The 11176-nt window shown below is 74.2% G+C and carries 13 protein-coding genes and 1 pseudogene; 12 read left to right on the top strand and 2 right to left on the bottom strand.

Translation table 11 applies throughout. The annotated features are described in order from the left end of the window. From VGH76_RS27070 to rimM, 5 genes and pseudogenes are all read left to right on the top strand, one after another. Positions 1-632, top strand: a 632-nt coding sequence (locus tag VGH76_RS27070) for an amidohydrolase family protein (protein ID WP_331559867.1), incomplete at its 5' end; no start/stop codon positions are given. Beyond that, positions 632-1366, top strand: coding sequence for a 5-oxoprolinase subunit PxpA (locus tag VGH76_RS27065; protein ID WP_331559870.1), 735 nt, complete (start codon positions 632-634; stop codon positions 1364-1366). The genes VGH76_RS27070 and VGH76_RS27065, both read left to right, overlap by 1 nt. A 173-nt stretch (positions 1367-1539) precedes the next feature. Next, positions 1540-1884, top strand: a pseudogene (gene rpsP, locus VGH76_RS27060) (30S ribosomal protein S16); the annotation flags it as partial. A 22-nt stretch (positions 1885-1906) separates the two neighbouring features. Next, positions 1907-2146, top strand: coding sequence for an RNA-binding protein (locus VGH76_RS27055; RefSeq protein WP_018334829.1), 240 nt, complete (start codon positions 1907-1909; stop codon positions 2144-2146). A gap of 3 nt (positions 2147-2149) precedes the next feature. Then, positions 2150-2680 carry a ribosome maturation factor RimM gene (gene rimM, locus VGH76_RS27050; protein WP_331559865.1) on the top strand — a complete coding sequence of 177 codons (531 nt, stop codon included), beginning with the start codon at positions 2150-2152 and terminating at the stop codon, positions 2678-2680. Between the two features lie 11 nt (positions 2681-2691). Here rimM and VGH76_RS27045 read toward each other — a convergent pair whose 3' ends face one another. Together VGH76_RS27045 and VGH76_RS27040 are read right to left on the bottom strand one after the other, a co-directional pair. Continuing rightward, the gene (locus tag VGH76_RS27045) at positions 2692-4662 is read right to left on the bottom strand and encodes an aconitate hydratase (protein WP_331559864.1); all 1971 of its coding nucleotides are present in this window, start codon (positions 4660-4662) and stop codon (positions 2692-2694) included. Positions 4663-4732: 70 nt separating this feature from the next. Then, the gene (locus tag VGH76_RS27040; RefSeq protein ID WP_331559863.1) at positions 4733-5482 is read right to left on the bottom strand and encodes an MgtC/SapB family protein; all 750 of its coding nucleotides are present in this window, start codon (positions 5480-5482) and stop codon (positions 4733-4735) included. A gap of 38 nt (positions 5483-5520) precedes the next feature. On the opposite strand from VGH76_RS27040, the gene trmD reads away from it, so the two are divergent. The 7 genes from trmD to VGH76_RS27005 all read left to right on the top strand — a co-directional run bounded on the left by trmD (position 5521) and on the right by VGH76_RS27005 (position 11159). Further along, positions 5521-6294 (top strand): tRNA (guanosine(37)-N1)-methyltransferase TrmD, encoded by a 774-nt coding sequence (gene trmD, locus VGH76_RS27035; RefSeq protein ID WP_331559862.1) that lies wholly within the window; start codon positions 5521-5523, stop codon positions 6292-6294. A 212-nt stretch (positions 6295-6506) separates the two neighbouring features. Beyond that, positions 6507-6866, top strand: a complete 360-nt coding sequence (gene rplS, locus VGH76_RS27030; protein WP_331559861.1) for a 50S ribosomal protein L19 — start codon at positions 6507-6509, stop codon at positions 6864-6866. Positions 6867-6930: 64 nt separating this feature from the next. Beyond that, positions 6931-8853 carry a signal peptidase I gene (gene lepB, locus VGH76_RS27025; protein WP_331559860.1) on the top strand — a complete coding sequence of 641 codons (1923 nt, stop codon included), beginning with the start codon at positions 6931-6933 and terminating at the stop codon, positions 8851-8853. A gap of 95 nt (positions 8854-8948) precedes the next feature. Then, on the top strand, positions 8949-9755 hold the full coding sequence (locus VGH76_RS27020; RefSeq protein WP_331559869.1) for a ribonuclease HII: 807 nt from the start codon (positions 8949-8951) through the stop codon (positions 9753-9755). After that, a complete protein-coding gene (locus VGH76_RS27015) occupies positions 9752-10072 on the top strand; it encodes a DUF2469 domain-containing protein (RefSeq protein ID WP_169183366.1) in 321 nt (106 codons plus the stop codon). The genes VGH76_RS27020 and VGH76_RS27015 overlap by 4 nt, the downstream gene beginning before the upstream one ends. A gap of 183 nt (positions 10073-10255) precedes the next feature. Further along, positions 10256-10555, top strand: coding sequence for a YraN family protein (locus tag VGH76_RS27010; protein ID WP_331559868.1), 300 nt, complete (start codon positions 10256-10258; stop codon positions 10553-10555). Between the two features lie 253 nt (positions 10556-10808). Next, positions 10809-11159: a helix-turn-helix domain-containing protein gene (locus VGH76_RS27005; RefSeq protein ID WP_331559859.1), complete on the top strand. Its 351-nt coding sequence runs from the start codon at positions 10809-10811 to the stop codon at positions 11157-11159. Positions 11160-11176 lie beyond the last annotated feature (17 nt).

The raw sequence follows: 11176 nt of genomic DNA, 5'->3' as shown, positions 1-11176 counted from the left end.
ACTGGATCGACCGCGACGAGGGCGACCTCGCCCCGCTCTGGCCCGACGACGTGCTCCGCGAGGCGATCGACGCCGCCCACGCCCACGGCGCCCGCGTCACCGCCCACGTCTTCGGCGAGCACGCGCTCCCGGGCCTGATCGGCGCGGGCATCGACTGCATCGAGCACGGCACCGGGCTGACCGACGAGACGATCGCGATGATGGCCGAGCGCGGCACGGTCCTGGTGCCGACACTGATCAACGTCGCGAACTTCCCCGGCTTCGCCGACGCGGCGGGGGAGAAGTTCCCGAGCTACGGCACCCACATGCGGGCCCTGCACGCCCGCGCGCACGAGACGATCGCGGCGGTGATCGACGCCGGCGTCACCGTCTACCCCGGGACCGATGCGGGCGGCGGGATCGAGCACGGCCGGATCGTCGACGAGGTCGTGGCGCTGGCCGACGCCGGGCTGGGCCCGGCCCGGGCCCTGGCGTCCGCGACGGTGGGGGCACGGAGCTGGCTCGGACGGCCCCGCATCGAGCCCGGTGCCCCGGCCGACGTCGTCGTCGTGCCGGCCGATCCCCACGCCGACCTCGACGTCCTGCGCCACCCGGTCGCGGTGCTCCGGGGGGGGAGGAGGCTCGGGTCGTGATGGACCTCAACGCCGACCTCGCCGAGGGCTTCGGTCAATGGCCGCTGACCGACGACGACGCGCTGCTCGAGGTCGTGACCTCGGCCAACGTCGCCTGCGGCTTCCATGCGGGCGACGCCCCGACGATGCGGCGGGTGTGCGCGCGGGCGGCCGAGCGCGGGGTGCGCATCGGCGCCCAGGTGTCCTACCGCGACCTCGCCGGGTTCGGGCGCCGCTTCCTGGACGTCGACCGCGAGACCCTCGCCGCCGAGGTGCTCTACCAGATCGGGGCCCTGCGGGCGATGGCGAGTGCGGCCGGCGTCGAGGTCGAGTACGTCAAGCCGCACGGCGCGCTCTACAACACCGTCGTGCACCACGAGGAGCAGGCGGCCGCCGTCGTCGAGGCCGCGCGGGCGGCGGGGGACCTGCCGGTCATGGGGCTGCCCGGCGGCCGGCTCCTCGCGCTCGCGGCCGACGCCGGGCTCGCGACGATCGCCGAGGCGTTCGCCGACCGCGGCTACACCCCCGAGGGCACGCTGGTGCCGCGCTCGCGGCCGGGGGCCCTGCTGCCTGACACCGACGCCGTCGTCGAGCGGGCCGTCCGCCTGGCGCGCGACGGCGTGATCGTCGCCGTGGACGGCACCGAGCTGGACGTCCGGGCCGATTCGCTGTGCCTGCACGGGGACACGCCGGAGGCGGTGGGCAACGCCCGCGCGGTCGCCCGCGCCCTCGGTCCGGCCGGCACCGGGGGGTAGGCCCCGCCGGACCGGACCGTCGGGGGCCTCTGGCACAATCAGGTGGTTGTGTCGTGGCCACCCTCTCCCTGGGCCGCGACCTCGGACCTGCGGTGCACGGCCGGTGGTGACCCCACGCCGGCCGGGGACGCCGAGCACGGAGCAGTACAGCGAACGAGGAGTACACCGGACCCGTGGCCGTCAAGATCAAGCTCGCCCGCATGGGCAAGATCCGCGAGCCCCATTACCGCGTGGTCATCGCCGACGCCCGCAACCGCCGCGACGGGCGCGTGATCGAGACGATCGGCGAGTACCACCCGAAGAGCCAGCCGAGTGACATCAAGATCAACTCGGAGCGCGCGCAGTACTGGCTCGGCGTGGGCGCCATCCCGACCGAGCCGGTGCACAGCCTGCTCAAGGTCACCGGCGACTGGCAGAAGTTCAAGGGCCTCCCCGGCGCCGAGGGCAAGCTCCAGCCGCAGCCCGAGAAGGTCGACAAGCAGGCGCGGTTCAACGAGGAGCTGGCCAAGGTCAGCAACAACGCGGCGGAGTGAGCCGGCGGTGAGTGATCTCGCCGAGGCCCTCGAGCACCTGGTGCGCGGCATCGTCACGCACCCCGACGAGGTCTCCGTCGACCTCGTGACCAACCGCCGCGGCCGCACCCTCGAGGTGCGCGTGCACCCCGACGACCTGGGCAAGGTCATCGGTCGCGGCGGACGCACGGCCACCGCGCTGCGCACCGTCATCAGCGGTGTGGGCGGACGCGGCGTGCGCGTCGACGTGGTCGACACCGACCGATAGCGCGTGAGCACCGGACCCGACCCGTCCGACGACCTCCGGGTGGTCGGACGGGTCGTCAAGGCGCACGGCCTGCGCGGCGAGCTCGTCGTCGACCCCTCCACGGACAACCCCGAGGAGCGCTTCGCCCCGGGCGTCGTCCTGCAGGTCGCCGGCGGTGGCTCGCTGACGATCACCGCCGCCCGCCGGCACGGTGAGCGGCTCCTCGTGACCGCCGAGGAGGTCACCGACCGCGACACCGCCGAGGGGATACGCCGGGCCGTCCTGCTGGCCGCGGCCACCGACGCGGCGACCACGGACGACGACGAGTTCCACGACCACCAGCTCGAGGGCCTCGCCGCCCAGCTGGCCGACGGCACCGTCGTCGGGACCGTCACCGCCGTCTCCCACGGCCTCGGCGGCGAGCTCCTCGTGCTCGAGGCACCCGGGGGCGGCGAGGTGCTCGTGCCCTTCGTCAAGGCGATCGTCCCGACGGTGGACCTGGCCGGCGGCAAGGTCGTCCTCGACCCGCCCGAGGGGCTGCTCGACGCCCCCTGAGTCCGCAGTCCTCAGTCCTGCGACTCGGCGATCTCGCGGATCAGCCCACCCGCCAGCACCATCGACACCTGCCGGTCGGAGAGCTGGTGGCGGAACGTGTACTCCGTGCCGTCCACGGACCCGGTGACCTCGGAGCCGCCGCGCAGCGCGTCGTGGAGCCCCGAGAAGGACAGCGTGGCGCCCTGCTCCAGCGCGTCGTAGTCGGACTCGTCGGTGAACTCGAGGGCGAGGATCCCGAAGTTCGCGAGGTTCTGCCAGTGGATCCGCGCGAACGACTTCGCGATCACGACCCGCAGCCCCAGGTAGCGCGGGCAGATCGCCGCGTGCTCGCGGGACGACCCCTGGCCGTAGTTGCCGCCCCCGACGATCGCATGGCCGGACTGGTCCTTGATCGCCTCGGCGTTGGCCGGGTAGTCCTCGTCGACCCGGACGAACGCGAACTGCGCGAGCTGCGGGATGTTCGAGCGGTAGGGGAGGGCGGCCGCGCCGGCGGGGGAGATGTCGTCGGTCGAGATGTCGTCGCCGACCTTGAGCAGGATCGGGACCTCGAGGGAGTCCGGGAACGGGTCGAACTCGGGCAGCCCGGAGATGTTCGGGCCCTTGACCAGCTCGACGTCGCGCGCGTCGGCCTCCGACGGCGGCTCGGAGAGCATCGAGGTGTTCACCGTCGCGTGCTCCGGCAGCCCGAGGTCGCCCCACTCCAGACCGAGCTTGTCGGCGAGCTCTCGGGGGTCGGTGATGACGCCGGTCAGCGCGCTCGCCGCCGCCGTCTCGGGCGAGCAGAGCCACACCTGGTCGTCCGCGCCGCCGCCGGAGCGGCCCGGGAAGTTGCGGGGGAAGGTCCGCAGCGAGTTGGTGCCCGGTGCGGGGGCCTGGCCCATGCCGATGCAGCCCATGCACCCGGCCTGGTGGATGCGCGCCCCGGCTGCGATCAGCGAGAACGTGCCGCCCCACTTCGTGAGGTCGGAGAGGATCTCCCGGGAGCTCGGGTTGACGTCGAAGCTCACCGCGTCGTTGGTCTGGCGCCCGTCGACCATGCGCGCAGCGATCGCGAAGTCGCGCAGGCCGGGGTTGGCCGAGGACCCGATGACCACCTGGCCGACCGGCTCGCCCGCGACCTCGCTGACCGGCACGACGTTGCCCGGCGAGGACGGCTTGGCGATGAGCGGGACGATCTCGGAGAGGTCGATCCGCTCGGTGAGGTCGTACTCGGTGCCCTCGTCGGCGACGAGCTCGGTGAAGTCGTCCTCGCGGTCCTCGGAGCGCAGGAAGGCGCGGACGACGTCGTCGGCCGGGAACACCGTCGTCGTCGCCCCCAGCTCCGCGCCCATGTTGGCGATGACGTGGCGGTCCATCGCCGTCAGCGTCTCCAGGCCCGCGCCGTGGTACTCGAGGATGCGGTTGGTGCCGCCCTTGGTGCCGTGGCGGCGCAGCATCTCCAGGATCACGTCCTTGGCCGAGCACCACGGCGGCAGCTCGCCGACCAGCTCGATCCCCCAGATCTCGGGCATCCGGATCGAGAGCGGCCGCCCGGCGATCGCCAGCGCCACCTCGAGCCCGCCGACGCCGATCGCGAGCATCCCGAGCGCGCCGCACGCCGGGGTGTGGGAGTCCGACCCGATCATGGTCTTGCCGGGCTCGCCGAACCGCTGCATGTGCGTCGGGTGCGAGACGCCGTTGCCGGGCTTGGAGTACCAGAGCCCGAAGCGCCGGCAGGCCGAGTGCAGGTAGGCGTGATCCTCGGCGTTCTTCTCGTCGGTCTGCAGCAGGTTGTGGTCGACGTACTGCACCGACAGCTCGGTGTGCACGCGCTCGAGCCCCAGCGCCTCGAGCTCCTGCATGACGAGCGTCCCGGTGGCGTCCTGGGTGAGGGTCTGGTCGATGCGGATCGACACTTCCTCGCCGGGCGTCATGTGGCCCTCGACGAGGTGGGAGGAGATGAGCTTCTCGGCGACACCCTGCGGCGCGGACGACTCGGCCATGACGTTCCTCCAGAGGCGGCGGCGGTCTCGGGGTGGTACCCCGGCGGGCCGCCGAGATCACCCCCGTCGATCAATCCGTGGCCTCCTCGCCCTCGTCGGCGATCACCCGGACGCCGAGCACGCCCGGGATCTCGGCGAGCTCGCCCGTGAGCGGGGGCAGCGGGCCCGGGCCCACCAGGGAGAGGGTCACCGCGGCGCTGCCCGGCCTGCCGTCGCCGTCGCCCGGGTCCTCCCGGTCGACGGTCATGCCCGCGACGGCGAACCCGCGCTCGGTGCACGCGGTCAGCACCTCCCGCAGCACCCCGCGCCCGTCGACGTAGGTGACGTGCAGCGGGCGCGGCCCCGACGACGACCGCGAGAGCGCGCGCGAGAGCGGCCGGAAGCCGCGGGTGATCAGGTAGTGCACAACGGTGCCCGCGACGGCGAGCAGCGGCAGGCCGGCGCCCGCGGCGGTGCCGACGGCGGCGGCCACCCACACCGTCGCCGCGGTCGTGAGCCCCCGGACGGCGTCGCGGCGCACGAAGATCAGGCCGCCGCCGATGAACCCGATCCCGGACACGATCTGGGCGGCGACGCGGGACGGGTCGAGCGAGATGTGCTCGAGGGCGACCAGGTCGTCGAAGCCGTACTTCGAGATCAGCATGAACGCCGCGGACCCGACCCCGACCAGCGCGTGGGTGCGCAGGCCCGCGCTCTTCGCGGCCAGCTCCCGCTCGATCCCGATGACGGTGCAGAGCACAAGCGCGAGCAGCAGGTCCAACAGCACCCGCCACTGCACGTCGAGGTCCGAGGACCAGAGCACCGGTGTGGTCCCGCCCATCCGTCCCCCTTCCCTGCGCACCCGGCAGGATCCGCCACGTGCGTATCGACGTCGTCACGGTTTTCCCCGGCTACCTCGCGCCGCTCGACGAGGCCCTCGTCGGTCGGGCGCGGCGGGCCGGCCTGATCGAGCTGCATGTCCACGACCTGCGCGCGTGGGCCACCGGGCTCCACAAGGCCGTCGACGATGCACCGTACGGCGGAGGGCCCGGGATGGTCATGGTCCCGACCGTGTGGGGCGAGGCGCTCGACGCGGTGCGGGCCGAGGACCCCGACACACCGGGGCTCCTGCTCGTGCCGACCCCGGCCGGGGCGCCGCTGACCCAGGCCCGGGCCGCGGCGTGGGCCGGTGAGGCGCGGCTGGTCGTCGCGTGCGGGCGCTACGAGGGCATCGACGCCCGGGTCACCGCCGACGCCGCGCGCCACGGGCGCGTCGAGGAGTTCTCCCTGGGCGACTACGTGCTCGCCGGCGGCGAGGTCGCCGCCCTCGTCGCGGTGGAGGCGGTCTCCCGGCTCGTCCCGGGGGTGCTCGGCAACCCGGCGTCCGCCGAGCTCGACTCCTTCTCCGACGGGCTGCTCGAGGCCCCCGCCTACACCCGGCCCGAGTCATGGCGCGACCTCGACGTGCCCACGGTGCTGCGCGGGGGCGACCACGGGGCGGTGGCACGCTGGCGGCGGGACCGCTCGCTGGAGCGCACCGCCGCGGTGCGCCCGGACCTGCTCGACGGACTGCTGGCGGCGCACGGGCCCGCGGCCTTCGACCGCCACGACCGGGAGGTATTGGCCGCCGCGGGCTACGAGGTCCCGGGGTGAGGTCGCTGGGTGAGGCGAGCGCCCCGCCCACCGGGCACGATGGACGGGTCTGGCAGACTGGGGGAGTTGCCACGGGGCCGGGTCCGCACCCGCCGGCCGGGAAGCGCGACCCCCTGGACGGCAGCACGGTAGGAAACCCATCCGGTCGCCCGGCCGCCGTCACGTCGACGGTGCCCGCCGGGCCGACCCTGCAGACACGAGGACGACGAGCCATGAACGCCCTGGACGAGCTCGACGCGCAGTCGCTGCGCACCGACATCCCGGACTTCCGTCCGGGTGACACCGTCAAGGTGCACGTCAAGGTGATCGAGGGCTCACGCTCCCGTGTACAGGTCTTCCAGGGCGTCGTGATCCGGCGTCACGGTGGCGGCCTCCGCGAGACGTTCACCGTCCGTAAGGTCTCCTTCGGCGTCGGGGTGGAGCGCACCTTCCCGATCCACTCGCCGAACATCGACCACATCGAGGTCGTCACCCGCGGTGACGTCCGGCGGGCCAAGCTCTACTACCTCCGTGAGCTCCGCGGTAAGGCCGCGAAGATCCGCGAGAAGCGCGAGACGTCCCCCGCTTCCTGAGCGGGCGACGTGTCGACCGGCCTCCCCGCGCCGTCCTCAGACGCCGTCTCCTAGCCTGACCTCCGTGCCACCAGCCGACGAGTCCGGTCGCCGCTACCGCTCGCCTCGCCACGGGGAGCCCGATCCCCGGTGGGGCGGACCGGGCGCGGTCGCCCCGGTGGAGGACGACCCGTTCGGCGACCTGCCCCCGGGCCGGCGCCCGGGCGGCGGTCGGCACGGGGTCCCCGACGACGCGGGCCCCCGCCACGGCGACGGCCGATACGACGAGGGCTGGCGCGCCGACACCTGGTCGAGCGGTCCCCGCCACGGCGGCCGCGACGAGCGCGACGACCCGCTCGGCGAGGACCCGGTGGGCCCCGCTCCCTGGCCGCCGCCCTCCGCCCTCCCCTCGGGCCGGTTCGGTCCCGACGACGGCGGGCGCGACCACCCGTCCCGGCGCTTCGGCACCGAGGACCGCGGGCCGGATGCCTCCGGCGCGTACGGCGCCCCGAACGGCCGCGTCCCGGGGCAGCCCGGCCCGGCCGGACCGCCCTCCTACGGCCGCCCGCCGGCCCAGCCTCCGCACGGCCAGCCGCCGATCGGGCCGTCGTCGTACGGCCCCTCGTGGTACGGCCCGTCGTCGCCGTACGGCCAGGCGCCGCCCTCGCCGCCCTACGGGCAGGCCCCACCGTCGCCCCCCATGGGACAACCGTCCGCCCGCGCCCAGGCGCCGTCGCACGGCCAGGCCCGCAACGGCCACTCCGCCCCCTCCGGCGCGGCCGCTCCCGGACCCGGCTCGACCGCGGTGCAGCCCTCCGTCGAGGCGCCCGCCGCGCCGGCCGGCGCCGACGTCCCGCTGCTGGCGGGCGGAACCCCGCCGCCCCGCAAGCGCGACGAGGACGACGCGGCGCCGCGCGGCTCGTCGTCGCGCTCGGCCCGGTCGTCCGCCCCGTCAGCGCCCGACCCGTCCGACGACGAGGAGCCCGGCACCACCGTCCTCGGTGCCCGTCGCCACCGCCGCGGCGGCGCGGCCTCGGGCCCGGGCCGGGACGAGGACGACGGTGCCGCGCACACCTCGGGCCCCGGCCGCCGCGGCGCGGAGGGCGGCAGGAAGAAGCGCAAGGGCTCGTTCTGGCGCGAGCTGCCGCTGCTCGTCGTCGTGGCGATCGTCCTGACCTTCGTCATCCAGACGTTCGTCGCGCGGATCTACGTCATCCCGTCGGCGTCGATGGAGCAGACGCTGCACGGCTGCGACGGCTGCGCGAACGACCGGGTCGCCGTCGACAAGGTGACCTACCGCTTCGGCGACCCCTCGCCCGGGGACGTCGTCGTCTTCAAGGGCCCGCAGGCGTGGCTCGACAACGACGAGGTCGGCGAGACCCAGCCCTCCAGCAACCCGCTCGTCCGCGGGTTCCAGGACGCGCTGTCGCTGGTCGGCCTCGCGGCGCCCAACGAGAAGGACTTCGTCAAGCGCGTCATCGCCACCGGCGGACAGACCGTCGCCTGCTGCGACGCGTCGAACCGCGTGCTCGTCGACGGTAAGCCGATCACCGAGCCGTACCTGTACTACCAGCCCGGGCTCGGCACCAAGCAGGCGACGTTCGACCCGGTGCGCGTGCCGGACGGCCAGCTCTGGGTGATGGGCGACAACCGCAACAACTCGGCCGACGCGCGCTTCCACGGCCCGGTGCCGGTCAGCGACGTCATCGGCAAGGTCCGGGTCGTCGTGCTGCCGATCAGCCGGTGGCGCACCGTGCCCGCGATCGACCCGCAGACGACGACGGCGGCGCTGGGCGAGCCGGGGCTCGTCGGGGGTGGGCTGCCGGCCGGGACAGGCACGGCGGGCGCGGCGGCGGGCGCCCTGCTCGCGGTCCCTGTCGTCGGGGCCGGGCGGCGCCTCCGGCGGGCGGCCGCGGCCGAACGGTCGACGGCGGCCCCACCGTGGCCGGGCAGGCCGGAGCCCGACCGCGCGGAGCCACCCCGAGCGGCGGAGGCCGACCGGGAGTGACGTCCGCACGATCCCGCTCCGCCGGCGGCGGACGTGCCCGGACCGGGGGACGCCCCTTCCGCCGCGCCCGCCGCCCGCTCCCGCCCCGCACCGGTGTGCAGCCGCCGCGGGCGATCGTCCGTCGCTCCAGCGAGTCCTGGGCGCTGCAGTCGGCGCTGGAACGCCACGGCCTCGGCCCCGTCGTCGGGGTCGACGAGGCGGGCCGGGGCGCGTGCGCCGGCCCCCTCGCCGTCGCGGCGTGCATCCTGCGCCCGAACGACGCCAAGCGGTTCGAGGGCCTCACCGACTCCAAGCTGCTCAGTCCCGACGAGCGCGAGCGGCTCGCGACGATCGTGCTGCGCCGCGCCGTGGACCACTGCGTGGTGCTCGTCGACCCCGCCGAGGTCGACCGGCGCGGGGTGCACGCCGCGAACATCGACGGGATGCGCCGGGCGGTGGCGCGGCTGCAGGTGCGCCCGGGCTACGTGCTCACCGACGGGTTCCCGGTGACCGGGTTCGGGGTGCCGAGCCTCGCGGTGCCGAAGGGCGACCTGGTCGCGGCCTGCGTGGCGGCGGCGTCGATCCTCGCGAAGACCACGCGGGACCGGCTGATGGGCGAGCTGCACGAGCGCCGGCCGGAGTACCGGTTCGACCTGCACAAGGGGTACTGCACCCCGACGCACACCGCGGCCCTCGCCGAGCACGGCCCCAGCCCCGACCACCGCTACAGCTTCGTGAACGTCGCGGGGGCGGCTCGCCTCGCCGGCGGCCGGGCGGCAGACTCCTCGGACGGGTCGGTGGGCCACAATGAGGAGGACGGTGCCTTCGACGACCTCCCGGACACGTTCGACGAGGTCGACGTGATCGAGGGCATGGGCGACATCGAGGGCATGGCCGAGGCGGAGGGGGGAGAGGGACCGTGAGCGCCGAGGATCTCGAGAAGTACGAGACCGACATGGAGCTGTCGCTCTACCGCGAGTACCGCGACATCGTGAGCCAGTTCTCCTACGTCGTCGAGACCGAGCGTCGCTTCTACCTGGCGAACACCGTCGACGTCGCGGTGCGCAACGCCGACGGCGAGGTCTACTTCGAGGTGCGGATGTCCGACGCCTGGGTCTGGGACATGTACCGGCCGGCACGCTTCGTCAAGAACGTCCGGGTGGTGACGTTCAAGGACGTCAACGTCGAGGAGCTCGACAAGCCGGAGCTGCGCCTCGAGGACGGCCCGTTCGGCGGCTGACCCGCCGCCCCTCGCCGCACCTGACGCGGCAGCCGGCACAGCGCCGCGTCCCCACCCCCGTCGCGGACCCGGAGTTGTCCCCAGCCCGGCGCCGGGTGCTCCCCACCGCGGGCTCCCTGCCGCCACCGTGATCACCGGGCGGCGCGGCCGTCCGGGACGAGGGGAGGCGGCGCGGTGGTGGGGATGCGGCCCGGTGGCGGTACGGCGGGTGGCGGTGCGGCCGGTGGCGGGGCGGCGAAGGACGAGCTCGGGCGGGAGGGTGAGCGGCTCGCGGTCGAGCACCTCGTGGCGCGGGGGCTGGTGATCCTCGCCCGCAACTGGCGACGGCGCGAGGGCGAGCTCGACGTCGTGGCCACCGACGGGCACCGCATGGTTGGAGCATCACACAAGTCAGCGATGCGTCCTCCGCTGTACGGATCGTGCTGGCGACGAGGTGCCGCGCCGCCCCTGCGATCCCCGGAGCCGTTGTCATGTTGCGCGTGATGACTCCCGCCCGCTCCGGTGACGGGGCGACTGTCCCTGGCACACCCGTGGCCGGAAGTCGTTCCACCCGGCAACGGTCGGACCAATGGGGTGTGACGCACGCGACACTGGTGACACACACGACACCGTCGCCTTCCCGCACGTCAAGAGGGTGGTAGCGGGTGTTGCGTTAGCAGTCCCCACACTGCACGACCTCACACGACTCGTCGAACGCTCCGCGGCGGTGTCCGGGTAGTTCCCAGCCTGTCCAGCCATGACCACCGATGACCTGCTCACAGAGCAGGAGTACGCACGGCATGCACGCATCTCACAACGAACAGCGCGTCGTGAGAGGGAGGCCGGCCAAGGGCCTCCGTTCCTCAAGATCGGAACTAGGGTCCGCTATCGGCGCTCGGACATCGATGCCTTCCTGCAAGCCCGGACCCGCCCGTCCGCGACGGCCGCGGCGGCGGCCGATCTGGAGCAGTACGTGCGGCGCCTGGTCGACGAGGCGCCGCCACTGACGCCGGCTCTTCGGGACCGTCTGGCGTTCCTCCTCCGCAACGGGTCGGACGAAGAGTCAGACGACTCTCGTTCAGCGGCCAGCGAGGACGGCGCCGCATGAGCGGTCGGGAGCCCATG

It is taken from the genome of Actinomycetospora sp., from assembly GCF_036497585.1.
Taxonomy (GTDB): domain Bacteria; phylum Actinomycetota; class Actinomycetes; order Mycobacteriales; family Pseudonocardiaceae; genus Actinomycetospora.
This window is presented reverse-complemented; position numbering and strand designations above follow the sequence as displayed.

Coding starts and splice junctions, on each gene's coding strand:
- VGH76_RS27065 (WP_331559870.1), top strand. CDS start 632: ATGGACCTCAACGCCGACCTCGCCGAGGGCTTCGGTCAATGGCCGCTG.
- VGH76_RS27045 (WP_331559864.1), bottom strand. CDS start 4,662: ATGGCCGAGTCGTCCGCGCCGCAGGGTGTCGCCGAGAAGCTCATCTCC.
- VGH76_RS27040 (WP_331559863.1), bottom strand. CDS start 5,482: ATGGGCGGGACCACACCGGTGCTCTGGTCCTCGGACCTCGACGTGCAG.
- rplS (WP_331559861.1), top strand. CDS start 6,507: ATGAACGCCCTGGACGAGCTCGACGCGCAGTCGCTGCGCACCGACATC.
- VGH76_RS27010 (WP_331559868.1), top strand. CDS start 10,256: ATGCGGCCCGGTGGCGGTACGGCGGGTGGCGGTGCGGCCGGTGGCGGG.
- VGH76_RS27005 (WP_331559859.1), top strand. CDS start 10,809: ATGACCACCGATGACCTGCTCACAGAGCAGGAGTACGCACGGCATGCA.